Below are 24212 nucleotides of genomic sequence, written 5' to 3'. Positions count from 1 at the left end.
TATTTTCCATGTTTGCATGATTAACCCCGCCCTGTGACTGAAAATGCAACACAGGCGCCGTCAGAGGCGACGCTGATATCTTATGAACCGGCCACAGGTGATGAATTGTGGCGCGGGCAGCACAGCGACGTTGAAACCGCTGTTAGCCGCGCGCGCCGCGCATGGCCGGAATGGGCTGCAAGGCCGATTGCCAACCGGGTCGAATTGGTCCGCCGTTTTGCCAATGAAGTGCGCGGACAGGCCGATGAAATTGCCGATCTGATCGCCCGCGAAACGGGCAAACCCCTGTGGGAATCGCGCACCGAGGTTGACGCGGTTGTCGGCAAGGTTGAAATTTCGATCAACGCCTACACCGAACGCACGGGCAAGAAAAAACTCGACAGCGCGATGCAAGGTATTGCGGCTGTCCGGCATAAACCACACGGCGTTATGGCCGTGCTGGGGCCGTATAATTTCCCCGCCCATCTGCCCAATGGTCATATCATCCCGGCCCTGATCGCGGGCAATGCAATTCTGTTCAAACCATCAGAAAAAACCCCTGCCGTTGGCGAAGCTTTGGTCAAATGCCTTGATAAGGCCGGTTTGCCCAAAGATGTGGTTCAATTGGTGATTGGCGGCCCTGAAGAAGGCAAAGCGCTGGTCGCGCATCCCGGTGTTGATGGCGTGCTGTTCACAGGCTCTGCTCAGGCAGGCATCGCGATCAATCGCAAGCTGGCGGCCAATCCGGGCAAGATTGTCGCTTTAGAAATGGGCGGCAACAATCCGATTGTTGTCACCAAAACGCCCAAGCTAAAAGATGCGGCCACTTTGATAGTGCAAAGCGCGTTCACCACCGCTGGTCAGCGCTGCACCGCGGCCCGCCGCCTGATTGTGATCGAAGACGTTTTCGATGATCTGATGGCGGAACTGATCCCGCTAACGCGTAAATTGCTGGTGGGCGGCCCAATGGATGAACCCCAGCCATTCATGGGGCCGGTGATCGATCTGAAAACGGCTGAATTGCTCGAAGAAAGCTTTTTGGCGCTGGTGAAAGAAGGCGGCAAACCCTTGTCGCATATGCGCCTTGTCGAAGAGGGAAAACCGTTTCTGACCCCCGGCATTATCGACACAACCGCGATTGAAGATCGCCCGGACATGGAATTGTTCGGGCCGATTTTGCAAGTCATCAAGGTTCCCGATCTCGACAGCGCCATATCAGAAGCGAACAACACAAGGTTCGGCCTATCGGCTTCATTGATTGGCGGCACGCCGGAAGATTACGCTTTGTTCTGGGGCAATATCCGCGCCGGCATCATCAATTGGAACAAGCCCACCAATGGCGCATCGTCAGCCGCGCCATTTGGCGGCATCGGGCTTTCGGGCAATCACCGCCCCGCCGCGTTCTACGCCGCTGACTATTGCGCCTATCCTGTCGCCAGCAGCGAATTGGAACAGCCGCGCGCCAATATCGGTGTGGGCTTGAAAGAATAGCGTATTTCCCGGCGCATATGCCGCTTTACTTGGTCCAGTGAACCAGCGTCACAATTCGTAAGCCACCGGGCGCATCGGCGACATCGGCGAACATTTTTTCCCCTGCTCGCTCCCCTTTGATAAGATCAGATTTTCCTGACTTATAAACGGTTTCCAGCTTACCTCTTACACCGCGCGTGAAGTGGTATTGCAGCGCATCCTTGGCATCTGTCTGGGTTGTGTACCGGATCACTCTGAACGCGCAGTCCGCATCATCGGAACCCGCCGCCTGCTGCACCATGCCATGCGGCATTAACGAGGCCGTCTCTGGCATCTTTGCAGCCCAGGCAAGATTATCGCTCGCGCCCTGCCCGCACGGCTGCGGCGCGCCCGCAGCGGTTAGAATTTCGCGCAGAGTGGAAAGCCCCGTTAGCGATTCGTTGTCAAACAAGGCCTGCGCCGCGGGCAATTCTTCTATCGCCCCATCCTCGCGCAATTCCAGCCGTGCAGCATCGCGCGCTCTATCAGCAGCCTGCGGATCGGCATTGAACGCGGGCAGCGCGTGGCTATCCTGATACCCGATCGCTGCATTTGCCTCGTTCACCCATGCAAGATCAGGATCAATCATCAGCGGATCGGCCAAAGCGCGCGAGATGACCGGGTCTTTGCCCATGACATCGCCTTCAATGTCTTGCGGTGCGCTATCCTCGCACCCGGCGAGCAAAGCGAGGGCCGAGATAACGCCTGCCAGAGTGGTGGGATAGCGGGTGGTCATGATGCAGGCTTTGCCAGAACCGGGTTAATTTTCCCAGACTGCTTTTTTGCGCCGGGTTTTGTCTGCCGCAAAAGCGAAAACGCTCCCATACCCCTCAAGGGACATAGGAGCGCTTTCCGCGACTGGTGGTTGCCGCGCCTAGGCCATTGGTGGGATTGGCCCAAGTTGATGGAGCAGACCAAGGTTGCGAGAATTTAATGGTTAACGCTTGGCCCCTCAAACTGTGCGTTAATCTATAGGGGGCTGAAGCTGAACACGCTGCAATCGGCGAAGACAGCAAGCGTTCACAATCCTTACCAAACGTTGCGCCCAGCGAATGTACTTTGCCAAGCAAAACCGCTTCACCCTTGGCAAGCGGCCGGCGCCCCACTAACGGAGGACAATGCGCAGCCAAGCAACCCAGCCCGATATTGCCGGGCAATCCTCAGGCCAATCCCCGGGCCAACCCCCGGGCCAACCCTCTGGCCTACCCGCCGCGTTAGGGGCCTATGTGATTTGGGGCTTTCTACCGCTCTACATAATGCTTGCCGCCGCTGTCCCGCTGTTTGAATTTGTCGGCTGGCGGATCATTTTCACTTTGCCATTCTGCCTGATCATCATTGCTGTTCGCCAGCAGATGCCTGAGCTAAAGGCGGCGCTTTCCAGCGGGAAAACGATGATCGCCCTCCTGGCCAGTGCGCTCCTGATCGGCGCGAATTGGTTTATCTATATCTGGGCGATCACCAATAATCAGGTCTATGCGACCAGTCTGGGATACTACCTCAATCCGCTCCTCAACGTGGTTTTGGGCACGCTCTTGCTCGCTGAGAAGCTGTCGAAATGGCAATGGGTTGCAGTCGCGATCGCCGCGAGCGGAGTGGGATTGCTCGCCGCAGGTGCGCTCACTTCGTTATGGATCAGCCTAAGTCTCGCGCTTTCATTTGGCCTTTACGGCGTTGTCCGCAAGCAAGTGAATGTGGGCGCTCTGCCTGGCCTGACAATTGAAACAGCGATCCTACTGGCCCCGGCATCCGCCATCGCGTTCTGGTATGCAATTAAGCCACAAGGCTCAGCTTTTCTGGTGAGCTTTGAACAAAGCGCAATCCTGGCTTTTGCAGGCGTAGTAACAGCGGTTCCCCTTCTGCTATTTGCAGTTGCAGCCCGGCGCATGCCCTATTCAACGCTCGGCTTTATCCAATACCTCGCGCCCACAATTGTATTTTTGCTTGGACTGACTGTTTTCGGCGAGAAGTTAAGACCCGCACAGCTCGGCTGTTTTGTGCTGATCTGGATTGCTGTGGCGATCTTCGTCGGCGACCTGCTCGTCAAATCCAAGCGAGCCAGAACCTAACCCACGAACCGCCAGCCGATTGTCTGCCCGCCATGCCAAGGAACAATCTTTGAGCCTGCTATCTCCAATTCGTCCGGCACGATGACGTCGCTGCGTTCGAGTGTGACGGTGTCTTCATTTACGGGAAGCCCGTAAAATGCTGGACCATTGAGCGAGGCAAAGCTTTCAAACCGGTCAATTGCATCTTCCTCGTCGAACACAGCAAGATAGCTTTCAAGAGCATAGGGCGCGCCAAATATCCCAGCGCATCCACACGCGCTTTCCTTGTCCTTGCGAAAATGAGGCGCGCTGTCGGTGCCGAGGAAGAATTTGGGCGAACCTGACGTAGCAGCCGCTCGTAAAGCCAATCGGTGGCTCTCACGCTTGGCCACCGGCAAACAGTAATTGTGCGGCTGGATGCCGCCGACAAGCATGGCATTGCGGTTAATATGAAGATGCTGTGGCGTAATTGTCGCGGCCACATTTGGGCCAGCCGCTTTCACAAACTCCACCGCATCTGATGTCGTGATATGCTCAAAGACCACTTTCAGTTTAGGGAAATTGGTGATCACCCCGCGCAAATGTCGCGCAATAAATTCAGCTTCGCGGTCAAACACGTCAATGTCGTGATCGGTTACCTCGCCATGGATGCACAGCACGATGCCTTCGGCCTCCATCCGCTCAAGCACTGGATAGATCGTGCGAACATCGGTCACACCGCTGGCAGAATTTGTGGTGGCGTTCGCTGGGTAAAGCTTGGCTGCGGTGAAGATGCCTTCATTGGCACCGCGCACCAGATCTTCTGCGTCTGTGCCATCGGTAAGATAACAGGTCATCAGGGGCGTAAACGAACTGCCCTGCGGCACCGCCGCCAATATCCGATCTCTATAGTCTCGCGCCAAAGCGGCAGTTGTGACAGGCGGCGTGAGGTTTGGCATAACTATCGCTCTGCCAAATTGGCGCGCCGTATAAGGGACAACGCCGCGCATGATATCGCCATCACGAAAATGCAGGTGCCAGTCATCGGGACGGCGGATCGTCAAGCTATCAATCATCGCCCAAAGACCTAACGAGGCATAACGCCTCTTTCCAGAGCTTGTGCAAAGCAATAGACCGCGAATATGACAAAGACTGTGGGTTTCCTTGCATGCGATGCCACTTTGCCGGGCGACAGCACGCGGCGCGAAGACGCATTCGAGCATGATTTGATGATCGAAGCGCTGGCTCCCGCTCTTAAGGCCAGCAATTTGCATTTGCGCGTCATTGATTGGGAAGCGCCGATCGAAGAATTCGCCGATATCGATCTTGTGCTGCTGGGTACAGCATGGAATTATCAGGATAAATCGGATGCCTTTCTGGCAAAGCTGGAGGAACTGGCATCACGCGGGATCAATGTGTGCAACCCTCCTGAAACAGTGCGATGGAACATTTCCAAGACATATCTGCGCGAACTTGAAGAAAGAGGTGCTCGCACCATTCCGACAATTTGGCTCGGCAAAGTAGACCATAAAGAAGCGGCAGCGGCGATGGATCAATTCGGCTGTGAAAAGCTGGTCGTAAAGCGACAAATCGGAGCAGGAGCCGAGGGGCAGGAATTGCTCGAAAAAGGCCAAATCCACGCTGATTGGAATTACGATAATCCCGCCATGCTTCAACCCTACCTGCCCGCAATTACCACCGAAGGCGAATTGAGCTTCGTTTTTGTTGACGGTGCTTTCTGCCACGCACTGCGCAAATGCGCTGCGGGCGGGGATTATCGCATTCAATCGCTATATGGAGGAACCGAACGGAACCACCAACCAAGCGATGCAGAGATCGCGGCAGCACAGGCGATTATGGATGCCTTACCCCTCGCACCGCCTCTATATGCCCGAATTGATATGGTGGCCCAGCCCGATGGCCACCTTGCGCTGATGGAGGCGGAATTGATTGAACCCTATCTCTACCCTGTTCAAGGGCCGCAATTGGGCGACAAGCTGGCGCGCGCGATTATGACGAGATTGGATAAATCATGACAGGAACACTGCTCAAATCCCGCGCAATTGTGCGATTGCAAGCATTAGAGGACAGCGAAGATGTACGAGGTTTTTTGCAAGGCCTAGTCACCAATGATGTGAGCGGTAACCTGCCTGTTTATACCGCGCTTTTGAGCGCGCAGGGCAAGACAATGTTCGACTTTTTCGTGTGGGACGGGGGCGATGGCGCGCTGCTGCTCGATTGCGAGGCATGTGTTGCAGACGATTTGGCGAAACGGTTGTCGCTCTACCGATTGCGGCGCAACATTGAAATTGTGCGTGATGATGCGACGTGCATTCATTGGTCGGTTGAGCCGAGCGATGATGCGGCACAGGATCCTCGCTTGGCTGCGCTTGGATATCGCTGGCTTGCACCCGCGGCGGATAACATAACTGCCGATAGCGCCTATCTCTCGCATCGTCTTTCGCTTGGCGTGCCCGAGGGCGTTTCGGAGCTAGGCGATATCTTGTGGCTTGAAACCAATGCGGCCGAACTCAATGGCGTCAGCTTCGAAAAGGGCTGCTATATCGGGCAGGAGAACACTGCACGGATGAATTGGCGGCAAAAGGTAAATCGACGGCTTGTGGTGGTGCCATTAGACCAATCCCAAGAAAAACGCCGCAAAGCCTCATACCCTGAGATTGGCGTCGCGATTGATCACTTGCGCGTAGCTCACCTTGACCCGGCCAGTCTGCCCGATTGGCAACGCGCCGCGATCAGCTAAGCGGGCTGGCTTCATCGAGCGAGACTTCCAGCATTCTTTGCGCAACATCGCGCGCGGCGGTTGCCGGCAGGTTCAGCGACCTGGCAAGCGCTGAACCGATTAGGGCATCACCCATCGCCATAAGCACAAGCACGAGAGTGTCTTCATGGAGATGATCGACACTTTGGTGCGCGGCGGCTTCATCGACTGCAATATCATGGACAAGTTCATGGATCGCGCCAACGATCGGCTCAAGCGCATCTTCATTGCCGGTCAAGATCATCCAACTGGCAAGCGCCCCTGCTCCCTCCTTATCAAAGGCATCAAATGCAAGATCCACCACTTCGCGCGCTGAACCGAGGCCTGCGCGATTGGCATCCACAGCTTGTTTTATCGTCTCGCAAACGGTTTCGGTCAGGTATCTGGCCAACTCTTTTTGCAGCCCAGCAGCAGACCCGAAATGGTGAAGCAGGTTTGCATGCGTGCGCCCGATCCGGCCCGAAACTGCTTTCAAGGTAACCGCCTGCGGCCCCGATTCGATCAGCAATGCGCGCGCTGCTTCCAAAGCGGAATTGCGCGATTCTTCAGGCGATAATCTTTTACGACTTGTCATCGCAGCCCGGTTACGAAATTCCCCCTGCTGCGGCAAGCGGTTAGCCAATGGCTTGCGCTAAGCAGCGTGCATCAGGCCGCCATGATCGGCTTCGATTTCCAGTTCGTATTCTGCCGCAACCACCGCCTCGCCGCGCCCCAACGAATACTGCTCTCGCGTGGTGCCCGTTCCAGTGAAGCCAATCTTTCGCAGCACTTTGCCAGATGCGGGATTGTCGAGATAATGCGCAGCTACAATGCGTTTGTGCCCCAGCGATTTGGCGACGGCAATTGCACCGCGCCCGGCTTCGGTCGCGAAACCGTGTCCCCAATGAGCCTGCGCGATCCAATATCCCATTTCAGGCTCGCCCGAAGCGGTGGCATCAAGGCCAATTGTGCCCAACACCGCAGCATCACCAGCGCGCGTCACCAAGAAGCGAGGATATAATGGCGGTACAGGTGAACGCGCAAACTTCTGCGCGTCCTCATCGCCATATGGGTGAGGCGCGCTTGAGAGATTGCGCAGCACAGCCAGATCGGCGATGCCTGCCTTTATGGCTGGCCAATCTTCTGGCCAGATGGGTCTAAGCAACAGTCGTTCGCTGCGGTAAAACACTCAGCCGTCCTCTCCTGCCCCCCGCCCGAATTTCCTATCCGGCCAAAGTGACAAATTCATTGCCGCTGCCTCAATTGGTCGGCGAAATGGTTTGAGGAAGAGATACGAAAAAGGGAGATGGCCTCCCCGGTTTTGGGGTGGCCCTTCTCCCTCTTAATGACCGGCTTTCGCCAGGTCGGGACCGCCCCAGTGGACGGTCCTATTATTGGAACGTCCGGTTACTCGGCTGCTTGCGCCATCATGTCTACAGAGACATATTTGCGGCCAAGTTTGCCCTTATGGAATCGCACCACGCCTTCTTCGAGCGCGAACAGAGTGTGATCCTTACCCATGCCCACATTGGTGCCGGGATAGAATTTGGTGCCGCGCTGGCGCACGATAATGTTTCCGCCGATCACGTCCTGACCGCCGAACTTTTTCACTCCAAGGCGGCGACCTGCTGAATCGCGACCATTGCGTGACGAACCGCCTGCTTTCTTATGTGCCATGGTTCAATTGCCTCTTATTTGTCTTTGCCGGATGCAGCTTCGGCCTGATCGACCTTCGCACGCGGCGGCTTTCCGTCGAGCAATTCCTGAGCCTGCACAGCCCATTCATCCTTGATCGGACGATTGCCCAGTTTCAATTCGTCATTCCACTTATTCGCGGTCGCTTCGTCCCACGATGCAATGTCGTTCCAGCTTTCGATGCCGGCCCTGCGCAGTTTTTTCTCAATTGTCGGGCCAATGCCCGAAATGAGCGAGAGATTGCTGGCATCAAGATCAGTCTTGGGCTGGCTCTCTGCCTTCGGCGCTGCTTCCTTTTTCGGAGCGGCTTTGGGCGCATCGTCCTTTTTGGGAGCAGCAGCTTTTTTCGCCGGAGCTTTCTTGCCGCCCGTGCCCACATCCGTGATGCGCAGCAACGTCATTTGCTGACGGTGCCCGGCTTTGCGGCGATAGTTATGACGGCGACGTTTCTTGAAAACGACGACCTTTTCGCTTTTCGCCTGCGCGATGATCTCTGCTGAAACGGTCACTTTTGACGCGTCAGCGATGGTATCGCCCTCGCCCGCCAAAAGAATGTCGTCCAGCGTGACCGTTTCACCGGCTTCCCCGCTGAGCTTTTCAACGGCAATTTTGTCTCCAGCGGCAACCCGATATTGTTTGCCGCCTGTGCGCACTATCGCGAACATGGCTTATACACTCTCAGTCTTGTGCGATGCTTGGTACACACACATATCGGCCTGTACCCAGCAATATTGCGGCGCTGACATACAGCGCTCGAAAGAAGCGTGCCGTTAAGGGAAAGCTCTGGCCAAGTCAACGCCCGTAACACACCAGCGGGCACCAAATTTGCAGTTTTGTTCGCTCTAAGCGACTTTGCGCACGCCTGTCTCCGTGTTAGCAGCATCAACCGATGGGACCAAAGTCACCTTTCTCAGTATATTTCATGGCGGTTGCAGTCTGCCTGACCACCGCCTGCGCTGGTGACCCCGGTCGCTATCCATCGCTTGCGATAAGAGATATTGAACGGACGAGCGGTCAATCCGCAGCGGCGAGACCGATATCGGCCCAAAGCCCAGCGCCTGCTGTAGCGACCTCTGCTGAGATCGAAGCGCTGGTTGGTGAAGCCAAATCCGTATCCAGTAGATTTCAGACTGCGCAGAATAGTACCCGAATCGCAGTAAATGCGGGTCGCGGGAAAGCGAGCGATAGTCTTGCGTACACCGGTGCATTGCTAGCTTTGGCCGAACTTTCATCTTTGCGAAGCGACACGGCGTTGGTGCTGGGCGAGTTTGATATGCTCGCGAGCCAAGCGAAGACAAGCTTTGCCCCTGAAACAGAAATCAGCGATGCTCAAGCAATAGTGGCGGCACTTGTTGAAGAACAGGATGAGGTGCTTGCCCGATTGTGGCGTGACCTTAATCGTTAGACCGCATTACTGCTCCCAACGCGCAAGATCATCATGATCGGCATCGCGCGGCTGAATCCAATGCCATTCGCCCGCTCGTTTCTCGCGCTTCCAAAACCATGCAGCGCTTTTCAAATGATCCATGCAGAAATCCACGGCTTGAATTGCGTCGCGGCGATGGGTTGCAGCAGCGGCAACACAAACAATAGGATCACCGGGACGCATGCATCCCACGCGATGGCACAGTACGAGGCCTTCAAGTTCGAAACGATCAAAAGCGCGGTCGGCTAGGGCTTCCATCCCTAATAAAGTAAGCGGCTCGTAATGCGAAAGCTCCAGCGCCTCCACATCACCAGAAGCGCGCACTATACCAACAAAGCTGGCAATCCCCCCTGCATTCGGGCTCGCCTGCGATAGCTTATCCACCGAAGCATGAGGATCGAGCGCGTGCTCTTCAATCCGAATCTCGCGCAAAGGTTACCCTCCCGATACTGGCGGGAGCATCGCGACTTCATCACCATCTTTCGCTGATAAAGCAGTCTTGTCGGCTAAGACCCGCCCCGCGCAGGCAATATTGACGCGATCGGACTTCAATTGCTCGGCAATTTCAGCACTCACAGCTTCTAGCAGGCCCGCCCAATTGAGTGGGGCTGATACCTCGCGAGTGCTTGCACCTGCAAGATCACGCAGAGGGCCAAGAAAAACTAGTGTGACAGCCACGTCAGTCTCTTTAACCACCCGTTGTCGACATATGCCGGTCCAAAGCAGGAGCCGCACCGCGTTCATCCATCCGGAAATGGTGCTGCTTAGGCTTGATTTGCATCGCTTCGGCCAAGCCTCTGGCCAAATTCACTTGCGGATTGTCCGAGCGGAGCGCAGCGCGCAAATCCACTCGCTCCGCCCCGCCCAAACAGGGATACAATTGCCCGGTTGCTGTAACCCGCAAGCGGTTGCAGCCTTCGCAAAAATTGCTGGTGTGCGGTGTAATCAATCCCAACCTGCCGCCGGTTTCTGCAATGTCGATATAGCGCGCGGGGCCGCCAGATGTTGCGTCTGTATCAGTCAGCGTCCAACGTTTTTCCAAACCTTCGCGCACATAGCTGAGCGGCAGATATTGGTCGATCCGATCCTCTTCAATATCGCCAAGCGGCATAACTTCGATAAGGGTCACATCGTGCCCTTCACCATGCCCCCAAGCGATCAGATCGGGCAATTCATCCTCATTCACCCCTTTGAGCGCAACCGCATTCAATTTTACCTTCAACCCAGCCTCGCGCGCAGCGTTAATCCCGTCCAAAACTTGCGGCAAAGCATCACGCCGTGTGAGCTGAGCAAAGCGCGCCCTATCCAGCGTATCAAGCGAGACATTGACCCGCTTCACCCCTGCCTTAGCTAATCGATCCGCATGCAGCGCCAATTGGGTAGCGTTGGTGGTAAGCGTCAACTCGTGAAGTCCATGCCCAAGCCGCTGACCCAGTGCATCAAACAGATCACAAATATCGCGACGCACCAGCGGCTCCCCCCAGTGATCCGGATTTTTGTAACGCCTCGATCAATAAAGCCAGTTGCCAGCTCATACATTTCTTCGAGCGTCAATACTTCGCGCCGAGGCAGAAACTGCATCCGTTCGGGCATGCAATAGGTGCAGCGCAAATCGCAGCGATCCGTCACAGATAAGCGTAAATAGGAGATACGCCTTTGAAACGTGTCAACCAGCTGTGTGGTTTGATTATGGACCATGATAAGGTCGGGCTGGCGAACCGATCTGTTATTCATGCGACTGAAGATACTGCCCCGTGATACCGGGCGCATCCCTCAAATATGAGAGCATTTGGGCTGCGCTGTCCTGACTGCTAGCGCCGATAATGTTGACGCGCTTGGGCGCATACGCCCGCGCCAGATCCAGAGCTAGCGCACGGCGCCAATCATCGTGTTCAGCGTCAGCGGCTGGAAAGATAATGGCAAGGACGTCCACATCCTGCTTGGTCGCAGCAGATTGCACGGCCCTAAAGTGATGGTCCATAAACGCAGCATGAGCTGCAAGAGCGCCATCGGGCAATGCATCAACAAAAAGGCTATGGTCCGGCACGGGCGGACCCTAACAGTCTGGCCGCTCGCGGTGAAGTGTTATGCCGATTTCTTCGTCGGCATCGGCAATTGCCAGCTTGACGATCTTTACCGTTACCGCCTGAACGCGCGTGTCCTGCCCAAACAGGGTGCTACAGATATGATCTGCGACAGCTTCGATCAGCTTGAAGTGAATACCCTCAGGCAGTCCTTCAGCAGCCTCCTTCAAATCCATATAATTCTTGCTCGCCTCAAGCGGCGTATCTGGATCGTACCGGGATGCGATATCATACCGCACTGCCATCGAAATTCGAAGGGGTTGCGGCTTGCCCGTTTCCTCTGAATAGATCCCAGTGAGAACATCGACGAGCAGATCGTTGACTTCAAGAATAAGCGAGATCGGTGTTTTCCATCGCGCGCCTTTAACCCGGATTGCTCCACCGTGCGAAGATTGCTGTGGGTAGCATGCGGGCATTTTCACCCGTCTCGGCCACACACAACTCCCCATGATCTATCCTGCCCGGCAGAGAGCGCAGCGCTTCTTCCAAAAGGCCAGCGATGGAAAGGCTGCTCATTCGAACAGCGTACACAGTGAGAAAGAGAAACCGGCTGTCGCCATCAAGCAGCTGCGCACAATCGGCGATCAGGCCAGGCAAGCCCTCTTCAAGGCGCCATGTTTCGTTCTTAGGCCCGCGCCCAAATTTCGGCGGATCAAGGATAATACCATCATACCGGCGCTGCCTGCGCACTTCGCGTCCGGTAAATTTGGCCGCATCATCGACCAACCAACGGATCGAGCGATCCTGCATGCCCGAAATTTCCGCATTCACGCGCGCCTGTGCGACAGATTTCTTCGATGCATCAACGTGAGTAACGCGGCCATAAGCGGACAATGCCAGCGAACCAACACCGGTATAACCAAACAGGTTCAGCGTTTCGGCATCTTTGCAACCTGCAAGCCGTTCGCCCATCCAATCCCACACCGGCGCCATATCGGGGAAAAACTGCAGGTGACGAAAAGGTGTTGGTTGCGCCTTAAAGCGCACATCATTCCACTTTAATTCCCAGCCATCTTTCGGCAAATCCGGTGCATCTGACCACCGCCCGCCGCCATCTTCATCAGATCCGGGAACAAATTCGCTTTCCGCGGCCCAATCATCAATGCGCGGCGACCACATCGCCTGGAGTTCGGGGCGAATAAAATGATGCGGACCAAACGCCTCCCATTTTCTGCCGTGCCCGCTATCCAGCAGGCGATAGGCGTCCCAGCCCTCGCCAACCATCAATTGGGGTTCGCGCACCAATTGAGCCATCAGGCGTCGGCGGCTGCCGGCTTGTGCGCCGTGTTCGAAAGCACAAAATCGCGCGCCGCCTCATACGATCCGCCAAGCTCAGTAAAACTTTCCTCGCGGCCAAACAAATCGCCAACGCGTGCGGGCAGCGATGGACGAACGCCCGTTGCGCGCTCAACCGCATCACGAAATTTGGCCGGATGCGCCGTTGCCAAGGTCACCACCGGTACGCCGCCAAAGTGGTCTTCTTCATCCGATTGCAAAGCAGCGCTGAGGCCAACGGCGGTGTGAGGATCGATGATCTGTCCGGATGACTGATATGCCCATTGCAAGGCTCTTGCTGTCTGATCCTGATCAGCGCGGAAACTGAGGAACAGATCTTTCGCCCCCTCGCGCTGCGCATTGGTCAACTGCATGGCACGTGATGCGTCAAAGCCGCGCATCTGCTCACCCAAAGCAGCGCCATCGCGCCCTCCCACATCGAACAACAGCCGCTCAAAGTTGGAGCTGACTTGGATATCCATCGAGGGGGTCAGCGTGGGAGTCACTTCACCAGCAGAGTAGTCGCCGAACATCAGTGCCCGGTGCAGAATATCATTCACATTGGTAGCGACAATCAGTTTCGCGATGGGCAAACCCATCTGCGCCGCGACATAGCCTGCAAATACATCGCCAAAATTGCCGGTCGGCACGCTGAAGGCGATCGGGCGATCAGGTCCGCCCAATTGCAGCGCAGCGTAGAAGTAATAGACGACCTGCGCCATCAAGCGCGACCAGTTGATCGAGTTCACCGCACCCAATTGCAGCGGTCCGCCATGAGGCGTGTTCACCGCAGCATCGCCGAACATCCGTTTTACATGGCGCTGGGCATCATCAAAGCTGCCGTCAATCGCAATGTTATGAACATTGGGTGCGCGCACTGTCGTCATTTGGCGACGCTGGACTTCGCTCACTTTTCCTTGGGGATGGAGCATGAATATCTCGACCCGATCAAGACCCGCCACCGCACGGATCGCAGCCGAGCCCGTATCCCCGCTAGTCGCCCCCACAATAGTGAGGCGTTCATTGCGGCGTTCGAGAAAGGTTTCGAACAACCGCCCCAGCATCTGAAGCGCGATATCCTTGAACGCGAGAGTTGGCCCGTGGAACAGCTCAAGCAGGAAATGGCGATGGTTAAGCTGGACGAGCGGGGTCACGGCATCGTGGCTAAACTCACCGTAAACCTCTTCACACAAACGCGTCAGCTCGTCTTCGCTCAGGCAATTGCCTACAAACCGCTTCATCACTGCGACAGCGACGCTGGCATAATCTGCTCCGCGCAAGGCGCGAATTTCATCGTCAGAAAAGCGCGGCCATTCACGCGGAAGATAAAGCCCTCCATCATTGGCAAGGCCAGCTAACGTCACGCCCTCAAAATCGAGAACAGGCGCGTTTCCTCTGGTTGATACGTATTCCATCTTGCACTGCCGCTTAGCGAGGGAGACGGTGCGGGGCAATGTTTGGTTCTGCGGGCAAGCGGTTGCCTAGGACTTTGCGCGCAGCCGGGAGCGAAGGGCAAAGCCATAAACCAGCAAAGCCGTCAGTGCGAAAAAGAACCACTGGCCTGCATAGGCAAGGTGATTGTTGGGCAAATCGTTGGGGTCAGGTTTGGCCAAGGGCTGAAGACCAGCGGCAGGTTTGCTCGCAACCACTTTGAACCCGTCTCCAAGCCGGACCAGAGTGCCCTCCACAACACCGCCGTCAAAGCCGGGCTGTTTGGCGGATCGAGACCAGCCAATATCGCCATATGTGATTACAGCCGGTCCCGGCTCATCAAGATAGGCGAAGCTCGATAGCACATTGCAAGTGTAACGATGCGCGAACCCAGCCTGCCCTTTGTCATTGCGTCCAGCAACCGCTTGCCAATCTTTTGGCTCCGGGCATTCCAGTCGAACACTTCGGTAGACCAAGTCTGGCTCCCCGGCATTGATCGCGACAATTTGAGACAATTGTTGCTTTTGCTCAAATTCAGCAATCAAGGCTGCCTTTTCATCAGCCCTGCCCAATTGCCAGATGCCAAGCGCAACCATGATGCCCGCAGCAGCCACTACGAGGATTGTCGGGATGATGGGAATACGGTTCATGGCGTTGTATCCTCAGCGGCCTGACGCGTTCTTTCGTAGCCTGCATACAGGGACAGCGTTTTGTAAAAGCGAAGGGCGTACAAAACAGCCCCAATCGTCAGGGGCGCAAAAATCACCATAAGCAAGGCGAGAGGTGGCCGCACAAATGCATCCACGCCCGCAGCAAGCGCGAACAGCACAATGGCGACTAATATCATGACTAGCCCCGCTAACCGCCCGCCCCTCTCAACGCTGGCAAAATCATACCCGCAAGCGCGGCACTGATTAGCGATTTGGGCGGGCGCTGCGAACAGGCCTTTTGCCCCGCAATGCGGACAGATACCGAAAAGGGCAGCCGAGAATAAACCCGGCTGCCCTTTTGAATGACGGGAATTGTCAGGCGGGACGATCAATGAACAGGCGCGCCCCAACCGCCCCAGATGTAGACTGCGATGAACAGGAACAACCAAACGACATCGACAAAGTGCCAATACCAAGCGGCCGCTTCAAAGCCGAAATGTTGGCGCGGGGTAAAGTGGCCTTTATAGGCGCGGAACAAGCACACAGCGAGGAAGATAGTCCCCACCAACACGTGGAAGCCGTGAAAGCCTGTCGCCATATAAAACGCACTTGAATAAGTATTGGTGCCAAAGGCAAAAGGCGCCACAGCATATTCATAGGCCTGAATAGCGCTGAACACTGCACCAAGCGCAATAGTTGCCCAAAGCCCCTGCTTCAGCCCCTCACGATCGCCATGGATCAGGGCATGGTGAGCCCAGGTAACCGTAGTACCCGAACACAGCAAAATGAGCGTGTTAAGCAGCGGCAAAGCAAACGGATTGATAACCTCAAGACCTTGCGCTGGGAAAGATGTGACGGCCGCTGCACCCTCTTGCTGGAACAGGCTGGTCACTTCCCCATCTGGGGCGACAACAATTGGCTCAGGGAACAGCGCGAAATCGAAAAATGCCCAGAACCACCCGACGAAAAACATCACTTCGGACGCGATGAACAAAATCATCCCGTAACGCATATGCAGCTGGACAACCGGAGTGTGATCACCCCGCTCTGCCTCAACCACGATATTCTTGAACCACATAAAGAAAGTGGCGATCAGTCCTGCAAGGCCAAGATACATAACGATCGGACCGGTTGTGCCGAACATTTCGTGCATATTGAACACCAGCCCAGTGGTGAAAGTCACGGCCGAGATCGACCCAACCAAAGGCCAGATATCTGGTTCAAGGATGTGATAATCGTGGTTTACTTGGCCGCCCATATTTTCATTCCCATGGCTGCGATTGTGCAATCAGTTAGATGGCGCGCGAGCTGATTTCACAGTCTCTTTCGCGCGGTGAAAGGTATAACTCAAGGTGATCTGCTCGACATCCGCCATAAACTCATCTTCGAGAATGGCTGGATCGATGTAATACAAAACCGGCATGGTCACCTCTTCACCCGATTCCAGAGTTTGCTCAGTGAAACAGAAGCACTGGATCTTGTGAAAATATTGGCCTGCTTGGCTCGGCTCGACATTGAATGTCGCTGTCCCGGTGACAGCCTTCGCTTCGAGATTTTTGGCCACATATGTGGCGATGTCGCGTTGCCCGATGCGCACCGTATCAGTCGATTGCTCTGGCCGGAAAGACCAAGCAACGTCGCCCGCAGTCGATGCGTCGAACCGGATCGAGATTTCTTTGTCGATCCCCACCGCTGCCGCGCTGGAGGCATCGGCCTCACTTGCGACCTGTGTCGTCCCGCCAAATCCTGTTACCCGGCAAAATAAATCATACAGCGGCGCAGATGCAAAGCCGAGGCCGACCATTGCCGCAGCGAAAAGCAAGGCAAGGAAGCCTGTGCGCGCGTTTTTGCGTTGAACTTCGGTGTCGAGAACAGTTGCGGCCGTATTCACTGCGCACCAAGCCTGGCGATTGTGATCGCATAGAATAGGACAACGAAAAACAGCAGCGTACCGCCAACCACAAGATTGCGGCTTTTCTGGCGGCGTTTCACTTCGGCTTCTTCTTCGGGCGTCATGCGAGAATGCCCCCACCGATCAAACCGTTATTCTCAAGCATACGGTCTGCGACCAAGGCAGCGAACAGCACGAAGAGATAATAGATGCTGAATTTAAACAATCGCTTTTCAGGAGCGAGCGGATCCGTGCCCGAACGCTTCTCGGCCATCACAGGAACCGCCAATGCAAGGAACAAAGCGGACAAGACCACCGCAACACTGCCATAAACCCAGCTTGTCCCGCCAATTGCCCATGGGGCAATCGCAATAGGCGCAAGCAGCACGGTGTAGATCATAATCTGCTGCCGCGTGACCTTCTCGCCTGCGACCACAGGAAGCATAGGAATGCCAACTTTTGCGTAATCCGATTTCACAAACAGTGCGAGCGCCCAAAAATGCGGCGGTGTCCACATAAAGATAATCGCGAAAAGCAAAATCGGCATGGCCGTGATTTCGCCGGTAACCGCAATCCACCCTATAAACGGCGGAAAGGCTCCTGCCCCGCCACCGATCACAATGTTCTGCGGCGTGCGCGGTTTCAGCCACATTGTGTAGATTACGGCGTAATAGATGATAGCGGCGAACAGGCAGGCAGCCGCCAGCCAACCAACGGCGACACCCAACATAAAGACCGAAACAGCTGAGAGGAATATGCCGAAATCACGCGCATCTTCGCGGCGCATCCGGCCATCAGGCAATGGCCGATTGGCAGTGCGCTTCATGCCTTTGTCCAGGTCAGCTTCCCACCAATGATTGAGCGCAGCAGAACCGCCAGCCCCCATGGCAATCGCCAAGATAGCCGTAAAACCGAGCACAGGGTTGATACTGCCCGGCGCTGCCAGCACGCCGCAAATGCCAGTGAAGATCACAAGCGTCATCACGCGCGGCTTTGTCAGCGTGAAGAAATCACGCCAATCGGCCGGCATTTGAGTGGTTGTGACTGCGGTGTTCATAGGGTCGGTCTTACATAATCGGGAAGAGCACTCCTTATCGAAGCGCCCTTCCCTCCTCTCTCACTCATGATCTCTCTGGCGAACCAGCTTAAGCCGGCTTTGCTTCGCGCGGCATATGATCGTGATAATCATGATGATCTTCGATCACGGGCAGCGTTTCAAACTGGTGATATGGCGGCGGGCTGGTGAGCGTCCACTCAAGCGTAGTTGCACCCTCGCCCCATGGGTTCTTGCCCGGAGCCCGACCTGCGGCAAGCGACCACCCGACGTTCACGAAGAACACGAGCATGGAAGCCGCCATCACGACATAACCATAGGAGCTGATCTCGTTCCAATAGGCAAATGCCTCAGGATAATCCGGGATCCGGCGTGGCATGCCGTTCATGCCCAAGAAGTGCTGCGGGAAAAACACGATGTTAACACCGATGAAGAAGCCCCAGAAATGCACATGGCTGAGCAGTTCGGAATGCATCTTGCCGCTGATTTTCGGGAACCAGTAATAGAAGCCCGCAAACAGTGAGAAGACAGCGCCCATCGACAGCACATAGTGGAAGTGCGCGACCACATAATACGTGTCGTGCAGGTTATCATCGATACCGCCATTGGCGAGGATCACACCCGTCACGCCGCCAACGGTGAACAGGAAGATGAAGCCGAGCGCCCAGACCATGGGTGACTTAAACTCCATGCTGCCGCCCCACATCGTAGCAATCCAGCTGAAGATTTTCACGCCTGTCGGAACGGCGATAACCATGGTGGCCGCGGTGAAATACATCTTCGTATTCACATCGAGGCCCACGGTATACATGTGGTGCGCCCACACAACAAAGCCGACAACGCCAATGGCAACCATCGCGTAAGCCATGCCGAGATAGCCGAACACTGGTTTCCGGCTGAAGGTCGCTACAATCTGAGAGACCATGCCAAAGCCCGGCAGGATCATAATGTATACCTCGGGGTGACCGAAGAACCAAAACAGGTGCTGATACAGCACTGGATCGCCGCCGCCTGCAGGATCAAAGAAGGTCGTACCAAAGTTACGATCGGTAAGCAGCATAGTGATCGCCGCAGCAAGCACCGGAAGCGCGAGCAGCAGAAGGAACGCTGTGACGAGCACCGACCACACAAATAGCGGCATCTTATGCAGGGTCATACCCGGCGCGCGCATGTTAAAAATGGTCGTGATAAAGTTGGTTGCACCAAGGATAGAACCAGCGCCGGCCAAGTGCAGCGAGAAGATCGCAAAGTCGACAGCAGGCCCGGTGTTGCCCGTGGTGGAAAGCGGCGCATAAACCGTCCAACCCACACCCGCGCCCAGCGCATCTGGCCCGGTGCCGGGCACAAACAGCGAGAAGCACAGGCTAACAAAGCCAGCCACGGTGAGCCAGAACGACACATTGTTCATGCGCGGGAACGCCATGTCCGGCGCACCAATCATAAGCGGCACAAACCAGTTACCAAACCCGCCAATCATCGCAGGCATCACCATGAAGAAAACCATGATCAGACCATGCGCGGTGATAAACACATTCCACATGTGCAGATTGGCCGTTTCGGATGCAGTGCCGCCGAAAAACTCAACCGCAGCGCCCAAGTGCTGAATGCCCGGCTCGGCCAATTCCAGCCGCATAACGCCCGACATGGCCCCACCTATGATCCCTGCAAAAATCGCAAAGATCAAATACAGCGTGCCGATATCCTTGTGGTTGGTCGACATAAACCACCGAGCAAAAAAGCCCGGCTTATGATCCGCGTCATGCGCATGATCATCGGTATGGATGTCAAAACCTTCTGCGGTGGTGGCCATCGTTCAGCGTCTCTCTAGTTCGTATTCGTTCAGTTAAGTCTTATTCAGCAAGCGCGACTTCAGTCGTCGCTTCTTCGGTAGCGGCATCGGCCGGCACTTCTTCAGCAACCTGTTCAGCGCCAGGCATCGTACCGCCCTGCTCCGCCACCCATTCAGCAAATTTTTCAGGCGGAAGAGCTTCGACCGTGATCGGCATAAATCCGTGCTTTGCGCCGCACAGTTCAGAACATTGGCCGTAGTAAACGCCTTCAGGGATCGGACCCATCATCTTTTCATTCAGACGCCCAGGCACCGCGTCATGCTTGAACCAGAGCGAAGGCACTGAAAAAGCGTGAATCACGTCCGCTGCCGTCGTTTGGATACGCAGCGGCGTATCAGCGGGCACAACCATCCGGTTGTCCACAGCAAGCAGATATTGCTCGCCCTCTCCGCGCGCTGCGGCCTCTTCTTCGGACAGCATGTTAGAGACGATCTCGATCTCACCATGGTCGGGATAGGTGTAGGTCCAATACCACTGATAGCCGGTCGCCTTAATGGTCACAGCATCTTCAGGCGGCGTTTCATACTGCTCAGCCAGTAGAGTGATCGAAGGCACAGCGATTACCACAAGAATAAGCGCTGGAACAATTGTCCAGATAACTTCAATCGCGGTGTTGTGGGTGGTTTTCGATGCGACAGGGTTAGCCCGGCGATTGTACCGAACCATAACGTAAATCATCAGCGCAAGGACAAACAGGCTGATCAGCGTAATCACGGGGAGCAGGATGTAATCATGCATCCACAAGGCATATTGGCCTGTTTCGGTGTACTGATCCTGGAATGTCATGCTTTTGAGCATGTCATCATCAGTGGAAGTGGGCATCCCCTTGCCCGGCGTGGGCGCCATGGGCGAATATGCACGTTCGGCTGTAGCAGCTTCTACAGCCAGCTCCGTGGCGGGCGCCTCTGGGGTAAGCGCCTCTTGCGCCGCGACAACACCCGGCATCATCAATGCAAAAACGGCTGCAATCGCAACCAACCCAAGTTTCAAACGGGCAAAAGCCTGACCCATAATCACGTGCCTAAACATTCCAGATTGTAATCCCATACTCGCAAAACCCGCTCTTCACACGGCACATTCCACAAGCGCTGCCCCGGCATTTCTGCCAGATTCCACCGCTCCATAGACGCGCTTGCCGATAGCCTCAAGCGCTTCTAGGGAGAAAATTATGCAAGCATCCATGTTGATCACGCAAGTTCCCACATCCTCAAAGCCCTTTTGGATAATCTTCTATGCATTCTAATAACGATCCGAGAATGGATTTGGACGCAATACTCGACGAATTTCGAAACTGCGGAGCTTTGCTCGAAGGGCACTTCAAACTATCTTCAGGCAAGCATAGCGGACATTACCTGCAATGCGCCCGGGTTCTGATGCGGCCCGAGCGCGCGGCGCGCCTCGCAAAGGCTGTCGCTTTCGGAATACCGCCAGAAATCCTTGCCGTGGTCGATGTGGTGGTCTCCCCCGCCATGGGAGGCATCATTATTGGCCAAGAAGTCGCGCGGGTGCTCGATAAAGACGCAATGTTTCTTGAACGGCCCGATGGCGTTTTCCATTTGCGGCGTGGATTCGCGCTTGAGCAGGGCGCCAAAGTTCTGATGGTAGAAGATGTCGTCACCACGGGCCTTTCCAGCCGCGAGGCGATTGCAGCAATTGCGCGCGAAGGCGGCAAAGTTATTGCCGAATGCGCGCTAATCGATCGTTCCATGGGCAGTGTCGAATTGGGCGTGCCTTTCTATCCGCTCGCAGCCTTTGATTTTCCCACCTACAATGAAGGTGACATCCCGGCAGAACTGGCCGCCGTAGCTGTGACGAAACCAGGAAGCCGCAAGGAATAACAATATGGCCACGCCTTTACGTCTCGGCGTAAACATCGATCACGTAGCGACCATCCGCAATGCGCGCGGCGGCGATCACCCTGATCCGGTCCGCGCGGCTGAGATAGTGGCGAGTGTCGGCGGCGATGGCATTACAGCACATCTTCGCGAAGACCGCCGGCATATTCGTGACGAAGATCTGGCGCGCATTCAGGATGCGACCGATCTTCCGCTCAATCTCGAAATGGCCGCGACTCCTGAAATGCTTGAAATCGCACTGCGTCACAGGCCTCATGCCGCATGCATTGTCCCTGAAAAACGTGAAGAACGCACCACCGAAGGCGGCTTGGATGCGGCTGGCCTCCACAATACGCTTGTTCCGATTGTGGATGCCTTGCGCGGCGAAAACATTCGCGTCTCTTTGTTTATCGAGGCCGATGAACGCCAGCTTGACACCGCCCTGCGCCTAGGCGTGCCTGTTGTTGAATTTCACACGGGCGAATATGCCCATGCGATCCTTGATGGGGACAATGAGAAGGTGACCAGAGAATTGAAACACATCAGCGACATGGCCGCGCTTGCTGCGAAAAACGGGATTGAGCCTCACGCAGGCCACGGTCTCACGTTTGAAAACGTCCAACCCATCGCCGCAATTCCGCAAATCGCCGAATTGAACATCGGCCATTATCTGATTGGTGAGGCGGTGTTTACCGGGCTTGAAAATGCAATCAGGCACATGCGTGAATTGATGGATGAGGCGCGCGGGTGATGGCTCAGCAAGAATTGCCTGAACTGACATCTGCCCAAAAATTCTGGGCTGGCATTGCAGCTATCCTGTTTTTGTTGGCCATCGGATTTTTGGGCTTCTCTTTAGCCCAGCAAGTCCTCGTGCCGTTTGCGATTGGATGGGTCGCCTTGCAAATCTTTGGCTATGTCGGTGCGCTCAAATTTGCGAACGGTGATTTTGCGCATCCTTTATTCAAAAGTCAGATCATGCTGCATGCTATTGCTCTCGCTTTGCTGGCAATGGCATTTGCCAGGGCATTTGGTTAAGCCTGTTGAATTCTCCCCCGCCTATGACCGATAAAGCATCCTCCAATATCCCTCTCGTCTTGATGCTGGTTTGGTACGCCACCTTGCTTTTGGGAAGTGGAGGCTTGTTTCTTTTGGGTCTAATGTTCGCCTCGGAATCTTATCGCGGGCGGCCCATGCCCATAACGGAATGGCTGATTATCGGCGGACCGTTTTTGGTCAGCGCGGCGCTGTTTGGCGTTACGATCTGGTTGTGGAACGCTGGCCGCAGATCAATCGCCATCGCGCTTTGCCTCACAAGCGTCATCTTCGTTATCGGCGGAGCTCTGTATTCTTCAGGATTATTCATATGATTATCGGCACCGGATCAGATCTGTGCAATATCGAACGCATCGCCAATTCGCTTGACCGTTTTGGTGAACGGTTTGAGAACCGCGTCTTCACCGATACTGAGCGCGCAAAAGCCCGCAAACGGCCTTTCACTATCGCTGGCACCTATGCCAAACGCTTTGCCGCGAAAGAGGCCTTTAGCAAGGCCGTGGGCACAGGTTTTCGGCGCGGCGTTTTCATGAAAGATATTGGCGTAATCAACGCCTCATCTGGTGCGCCAACACTTGGATTAACAGGCGGCGCGGCCAAGCGACTTGAAGAATTGACGCCGCAGGGGCATGAGGTGGTCGTTCATCTCACTCTAACCGACGATCATCCATGGGCTCAGGCTTTCGTTATTCTTGAAGCGCGGCCCCTTTGAGCACTCTGACAGGCACCGACAACGTGACAAACACTGAAAATGCGGCTGATCCCGTGACCAAGGACGGCGGCAAACCAGGCAATGACGCCCCGCAAACCGCTACAGAAGAAGCCAGCGAAGAGGGCAGCGTCAATTGGCTTGCCGAACTGCGCGGTCTCGCTTTGATGCTGCTTGCGGTGCTGATGTTTCACAGCTTTGTGGCAAAACCCTTCTACATCCCGTCCACTTCGATGATGCCGACCCTGTTCGTGGGCGACCGCCTGATTGTTAGCAAGTATCCGTATGGCTGGTCTTGGGCATCGGCCAGTTTTCACATTCTACCGCGAAGCGATTGGCGACTTTTTGGAGCCACGCCGGAATATGGCGACATCGTGATCCCGGTTCACCCCAAACGAGACGAGGATTACATTAAACGCGTTGTCGCCTTGCCTGGCGACACAATCGAAGTGCGCGACGGCCGGATAATTCTCAATGGCGACATGGTGCAGCGCGAAGTGGTGCCGCCGGTGCAAATCCCGTTTGAACCCGAACTCATGTGCGACAGCAGCGTGGGCCCCCAGGCATGTTTGCGCGATTTTGAAGAATATCGCGATGCAGACGGTGAATTTTTTGAACCGCCTACATACCGCGAAACACTGCCCAATGGTGCGACTTATCTTATCATTGATCACGTCGACCAGAACCTTGACAATTTTGGCCCCTACACTGTGCCTGACGATAATGTGTTCGTGATGGGGGACAATCGCGATCATTCTGCCGACAGCCGGGCGCAGGTTGCCGAAAAAGGTCTGGGCGGGGGCATCCCGCTTGAAAATGTTGGCGGCAGGGCAGAATTTATCACCTTCTCGCTTGATGGATCGACCACTTGGAACCCGGTTAGCTGGTACACCAGCCTGCGCGGCGATAGAGCCTGGACAACCTTGCGCCCTGCTCTTGCAGAAACCGTATCAGCCCAGCCAACGGACCCCGAATAACCCGGCGATTTT

General features: G+C 55.5%; 30 protein-coding genes and 2 pseudogenes. 10 read left to right on the top strand and 22 right to left on the bottom strand.

What is annotated here, in order from left to right; translation table 11 throughout:
- Positions 1-33 precede the first annotated feature (33 nt).
- Positions 34-1470, top strand: a complete 1437-nt coding sequence (gene astD / locus AC0V6W_RS13625) for a succinylglutamate-semialdehyde dehydrogenase (protein WP_486150853.1) — start codon at positions 34-36, stop codon at positions 1468-1470.
- 25 nt (positions 1471-1495) lie between these two features.
- Here the strand turns inward: astD and AC0V6W_RS13620 are convergent, their stop codons facing one another.
- Positions 1496-2224, bottom strand: a complete 729-nt coding sequence (locus AC0V6W_RS13620; RefSeq protein ID WP_486150851.1) for a hypothetical protein — start codon at positions 2222-2224, stop codon at positions 1496-1498.
- Between the two features lie 382 nt (positions 2225-2606).
- Between AC0V6W_RS13620 and rarD the strand changes: the two genes are divergently transcribed.
- Positions 2607-3554: an EamA family transporter RarD gene (gene rarD, locus AC0V6W_RS13615; RefSeq protein ID WP_486150849.1), complete on the top strand. Its 948-nt coding sequence runs from the start codon at positions 2607-2609 to the stop codon at positions 3552-3554.
- Here the strand turns inward: rarD and pyrC are convergent.
- A complete protein-coding gene (gene pyrC / locus AC0V6W_RS13610) occupies positions 3551-4588 on the bottom strand; it encodes a dihydroorotase (protein ID WP_486150847.1) in 1038 nt (345 codons plus the stop codon). The genes rarD and pyrC overlap by 4 nt on opposite strands.
- Positions 4589-4654: 66 nt before the next feature.
- Here pyrC and AC0V6W_RS13605 point away from each other — a divergent pair, with 66 nt between their 5' ends.
- Both AC0V6W_RS13605 and ygfZ read left to right on the top strand, forming a co-directional pair.
- Positions 4655-5548 (top strand): ATP-grasp domain-containing protein, encoded by an 894-nt coding sequence (locus tag AC0V6W_RS13605; protein ID WP_486150845.1) that lies wholly within the window; start codon positions 4655-4657, stop codon positions 5546-5548.
- Positions 5545-6273, top strand: a complete 729-nt coding sequence (gene ygfZ / locus AC0V6W_RS13600) for a CAF17-like 4Fe-4S cluster assembly/insertion protein YgfZ (RefSeq protein ID WP_486150843.1) — start codon at positions 5545-5547, stop codon at positions 6271-6273. The genes AC0V6W_RS13605 and ygfZ overlap by 4 nt, the downstream gene beginning before the upstream one ends.
- Here the strand turns inward: ygfZ and AC0V6W_RS13595 are convergent.
- The 4 genes and pseudogenes from AC0V6W_RS13595 to rplU form a co-directional block, all read right to left on the bottom strand.
- Positions 6266-6865, bottom strand: coding sequence for a TetR/AcrR family transcriptional regulator (locus AC0V6W_RS13595; protein WP_486150841.1), 600 nt, complete (start codon positions 6863-6865; stop codon positions 6266-6268). The genes ygfZ and AC0V6W_RS13595 overlap by 8 nt on opposite strands.
- Before the next feature lie 57 nt (positions 6866-6922).
- Entirely contained in the window at positions 6923-7435 is a 513-nt protein-coding gene (locus tag AC0V6W_RS13590) for a GNAT family N-acetyltransferase (protein WP_486150839.1), read from the bottom strand.
- Positions 7436-7677: 242 nt separating this feature from the next.
- Positions 7678-7947 carry a 50S ribosomal protein L27 gene (gene rpmA / locus AC0V6W_RS13585; RefSeq protein ID WP_486150837.1) on the bottom strand — a complete coding sequence of 90 codons (270 nt, stop codon included), beginning with the start codon at positions 7945-7947 and terminating at the stop codon, positions 7678-7680.
- A gap of 278 nt (positions 7948-8225) precedes the next feature.
- A pseudogene (gene rplU / locus AC0V6W_RS13580) lies at positions 8226-8630 on the bottom strand (50S ribosomal protein L21); the annotation flags it as partial.
- Between the two features lie 224 nt (positions 8631-8854).
- Between rplU and AC0V6W_RS13575 the strand changes: the two are divergent.
- Positions 8855-9370, top strand: a complete 516-nt coding sequence (locus tag AC0V6W_RS13575; RefSeq protein WP_486150835.1) for a hypothetical protein — start codon at positions 8855-8857, stop codon at positions 9368-9370.
- 6 nt (positions 9371-9376) lie between these two features.
- Here AC0V6W_RS13575 and AC0V6W_RS13570 read toward each other — a convergent pair whose 3' ends face one another.
- From AC0V6W_RS13570 to coxB, 15 genes and pseudogenes are all read right to left on the bottom strand, one after another.
- A complete protein-coding gene (locus AC0V6W_RS13570) occupies positions 9377-9823 on the bottom strand; it encodes a molybdenum cofactor biosynthesis protein MoaE (protein ID WP_486150833.1) in 447 nt (148 codons plus the stop codon).
- A gap of 3 nt (positions 9824-9826) precedes the next feature.
- Complete coding sequence (locus AC0V6W_RS13565; protein WP_486150832.1) at positions 9827-10135, bottom strand: MoaD/ThiS family protein; 309 nt, start codon at positions 10133-10135, stop codon at positions 9827-9829.
- Positions 10080-11089: pseudogene (gene moaA, locus AC0V6W_RS13560) on the bottom strand (GTP 3',8-cyclase MoaA). The gene AC0V6W_RS13565 and the pseudogene moaA overlap by 56 nt, the downstream one beginning before the upstream one ends.
- A 28-nt stretch (positions 11090-11117) precedes the next feature.
- Positions 11118-11438 carry a Rossmann fold domain-containing protein gene (locus AC0V6W_RS13555; protein WP_486150831.1) on the bottom strand — a complete coding sequence of 107 codons (321 nt, stop codon included), beginning with the start codon at positions 11436-11438 and terminating at the stop codon, positions 11118-11120.
- A gap of 9 nt (positions 11439-11447) precedes the next feature.
- Positions 11448-11816 carry a dihydroneopterin aldolase gene (locus AC0V6W_RS13550; protein WP_486151641.1) on the bottom strand — a complete coding sequence of 123 codons (369 nt, stop codon included), beginning with the start codon at positions 11814-11816 and terminating at the stop codon, positions 11448-11450.
- A 22-nt stretch (positions 11817-11838) separates the two neighbouring features.
- On the bottom strand, positions 11839-12729 hold the full coding sequence (locus AC0V6W_RS13545; protein ID WP_486150829.1) for a class I SAM-dependent methyltransferase: 891 nt from the start codon (positions 12727-12729) through the stop codon (positions 11839-11841).
- Positions 12729-14165: a threonine synthase gene (thrC, locus tag AC0V6W_RS13540; RefSeq protein WP_486150827.1), complete on the bottom strand. Its 1437-nt coding sequence runs from the start codon at positions 14163-14165 to the stop codon at positions 12729-12731. The genes AC0V6W_RS13545 and thrC overlap by 1 nt, the downstream gene beginning before the upstream one ends.
- A gap of 66 nt (positions 14166-14231) precedes the next feature.
- Entirely contained in the window at positions 14232-14831 is a 600-nt protein-coding gene (locus AC0V6W_RS13535) for an SURF1 family protein (protein ID WP_486150825.1), read from the bottom strand.
- Positions 14828-15223: a DUF983 domain-containing protein gene (locus tag AC0V6W_RS13530; RefSeq protein WP_486150823.1), complete on the bottom strand. Its 396-nt coding sequence runs from the start codon at positions 15221-15223 to the stop codon at positions 14828-14830. The genes AC0V6W_RS13535 and AC0V6W_RS13530 overlap by 4 nt, the downstream gene beginning before the upstream one ends.
- A complete protein-coding gene (locus tag AC0V6W_RS13525) occupies positions 15220-16089 on the bottom strand; it encodes a cytochrome c oxidase subunit 3 (RefSeq protein WP_486150821.1) in 870 nt (289 codons plus the stop codon). The genes AC0V6W_RS13530 and AC0V6W_RS13525 overlap by 4 nt, the downstream gene beginning before the upstream one ends.
- A gap of 30 nt (positions 16090-16119) precedes the next feature.
- Entirely contained in the window at positions 16120-16722 is a 603-nt protein-coding gene (locus AC0V6W_RS13520; RefSeq protein ID WP_486150819.1) for a cytochrome c oxidase assembly protein, read from the bottom strand.
- Positions 16719-16847: a hypothetical protein gene (locus tag AC0V6W_RS13515; protein WP_486150817.1), complete on the bottom strand. Its 129-nt coding sequence runs from the start codon at positions 16845-16847 to the stop codon at positions 16719-16721. The genes AC0V6W_RS13520 and AC0V6W_RS13515 overlap by 4 nt, the downstream gene beginning before the upstream one ends.
- A complete protein-coding gene (locus tag AC0V6W_RS13510) occupies positions 16844-17779 on the bottom strand; it encodes a heme o synthase (protein ID WP_486150815.1) in 936 nt (311 codons plus the stop codon). Before AC0V6W_RS13510 ends, AC0V6W_RS13515 begins: the two co-directional genes overlap by 4 nt.
- Positions 17780-17867: 88 nt before the next feature.
- Entirely contained in the window at positions 17868-19586 is a 1719-nt protein-coding gene (ctaD, locus tag AC0V6W_RS13505; protein ID WP_486150813.1) for a cytochrome c oxidase subunit I, read from the bottom strand.
- 40 nt (positions 19587-19626) lie between these two features.
- A complete protein-coding gene (gene coxB / locus AC0V6W_RS13500) occupies positions 19627-20637 on the bottom strand; it encodes a cytochrome c oxidase subunit II (RefSeq protein WP_486151639.1) in 1011 nt (336 codons plus the stop codon).
- 245 nt (positions 20638-20882) lie between these two features.
- Between coxB and pyrE the strand changes: the two genes are divergently transcribed.
- From pyrE to AC0V6W_RS13485, 3 genes are read left to right on the top strand one after another with little or no spacing between them, the layout of a single operon-like run.
- Positions 20883-21464, top strand: coding sequence for an orotate phosphoribosyltransferase (pyrE, locus tag AC0V6W_RS13495; protein ID WP_486150811.1), 582 nt, complete (start codon positions 20883-20885; stop codon positions 21462-21464).
- 4 nt (positions 21465-21468) lie between these two features.
- A complete protein-coding gene (locus AC0V6W_RS13490; protein ID WP_486150809.1) occupies positions 21469-22212 on the top strand; it encodes a pyridoxine 5'-phosphate synthase in 744 nt (247 codons plus the stop codon).
- Positions 22212-22496, top strand: coding sequence for a pyridoxal phosphate biosynthetic protein (locus tag AC0V6W_RS13485; RefSeq protein ID WP_486150807.1), 285 nt, complete (start codon positions 22212-22214; stop codon positions 22494-22496). Before AC0V6W_RS13490 ends, AC0V6W_RS13485 begins: the two co-directional genes overlap by 1 nt.
- Before the next feature lie 139 nt (positions 22497-22635).
- Here the strand turns inward: AC0V6W_RS13485 and AC0V6W_RS13480 are convergent, their stop codons facing one another.
- On the bottom strand, positions 22636-22824 hold the full coding sequence (locus AC0V6W_RS13480) for a hypothetical protein (RefSeq protein WP_486150805.1): 189 nt from the start codon (positions 22822-22824) through the stop codon (positions 22636-22638).
- Here AC0V6W_RS13480 and acpS point away from each other — a divergent pair, their 5' ends adjacent.
- Complete coding sequence (gene acpS / locus AC0V6W_RS13475; protein ID WP_486150803.1) at positions 22825-23226, top strand: holo-ACP synthase; 402 nt, start codon at positions 22825-22827, stop codon at positions 23224-23226.
- A gap of 23 nt (positions 23227-23249) precedes the next feature.
- Complete coding sequence (lepB, locus tag AC0V6W_RS13470) at positions 23250-24200, top strand: signal peptidase I (protein ID WP_486150801.1); 951 nt, start codon at positions 23250-23252, stop codon at positions 24198-24200.
- The last annotated feature ends 12 nt before the right edge of the window (positions 24201-24212 follow it).

The sequence above is a fragment of the Erythrobacter sp. JB1-7 genome (assembly GCF_057365015.1).
This window is presented reverse-complemented; position numbering and strand designations above follow the sequence as displayed.

Coding starts and splice junctions, on each gene's coding strand:
- AC0V6W_RS13620 (WP_486150851.1), bottom strand. CDS start 2,224: ATGACCACCCGCTATCCCACCACTCTGGCAGGCGTTATCTCGGCCCTC.
- rarD (WP_486150849.1), top strand. CDS start 2,607: ATGCGCAGCCAAGCAACCCAGCCCGATATTGCCGGGCAATCCTCAGGC.
- pyrC (WP_486150847.1), bottom strand. CDS start 4,588: ATGATTGATAGCTTGACGATCCGCCGTCCCGATGACTGGCACCTGCAT.
- AC0V6W_RS13605 (WP_486150845.1), top strand. CDS start 4,655: ATGACAAAGACTGTGGGTTTCCTTGCATGCGATGCCACTTTGCCGGGC.
- ygfZ (WP_486150843.1), top strand. CDS start 5,545: ATGACAGGAACACTGCTCAAATCCCGCGCAATTGTGCGATTGCAAGCA.
- AC0V6W_RS13595 (WP_486150841.1), bottom strand. CDS start 6,865: ATGACAAGTCGTAAAAGATTATCGCCTGAAGAATCGCGCAATTCCGCT.
- rpmA (WP_486150837.1), bottom strand. CDS start 7,947: ATGGCACATAAGAAAGCAGGCGGTTCGTCACGCAATGGTCGCGATTCA.
- AC0V6W_RS13575 (WP_486150835.1), top strand. CDS start 8,855: ATGGGACCAAAGTCACCTTTCTCAGTATATTTCATGGCGGTTGCAGTC.
- AC0V6W_RS13565 (WP_486150832.1), bottom strand. CDS start 10,135: ATGAACGCGGTGCGGCTCCTGCTTTGGACCGGCATATGTCGACAACGG.
- AC0V6W_RS13545 (WP_486150829.1), bottom strand. CDS start 12,729: ATGGCTCAATTGGTGCGCGAACCCCAATTGATGGTTGGCGAGGGCTGG.
- thrC (WP_486150827.1), bottom strand. CDS start 14,165: ATGGAATACGTATCAACCAGAGGAAACGCGCCTGTTCTCGATTTTGAG.
- AC0V6W_RS13535 (WP_486150825.1), bottom strand. CDS start 14,831: ATGAACCGTATTCCCATCATCCCGACAATCCTCGTAGTGGCTGCTGCG.
- AC0V6W_RS13525 (WP_486150821.1), bottom strand. CDS start 16,089: ATGGGCGGCCAAGTAAACCACGATTATCACATCCTTGAACCAGATATC.
- AC0V6W_RS13515 (WP_486150817.1), bottom strand. CDS start 16,847: ATGACGCCCGAAGAAGAAGCCGAAGTGAAACGCCGCCAGAAAAGCCGC.
- AC0V6W_RS13510 (WP_486150815.1), bottom strand. CDS start 17,779: ATGAACACCGCAGTCACAACCACTCAAATGCCGGCCGATTGGCGTGAT.
- ctaD (WP_486150813.1), bottom strand. CDS start 19,586: ATGGCCACCACCGCAGAAGGTTTTGACATCCATACCGATGATCATGCG.
- coxB (WP_486151639.1), bottom strand. CDS start 20,637: ATGGGTCAGGCTTTTGCCCGTTTGAAACTTGGGTTGGTTGCGATTGCA.
- pyrE (WP_486150811.1), top strand. CDS start 20,883: ATGGATTTGGACGCAATACTCGACGAATTTCGAAACTGCGGAGCTTTG.
- AC0V6W_RS13490 (WP_486150809.1), top strand. CDS start 21,469: ATGGCCACGCCTTTACGTCTCGGCGTAAACATCGATCACGTAGCGACC.
- AC0V6W_RS13485 (WP_486150807.1), top strand. CDS start 22,212: ATGGCTCAGCAAGAATTGCCTGAACTGACATCTGCCCAAAAATTCTGG.
- AC0V6W_RS13480 (WP_486150805.1), bottom strand. CDS start 22,824: ATGAATAATCCTGAAGAATACAGAGCTCCGCCGATAACGAAGATGACG.
- acpS (WP_486150803.1), top strand. CDS start 22,825: ATGATTATCGGCACCGGATCAGATCTGTGCAATATCGAACGCATCGCC.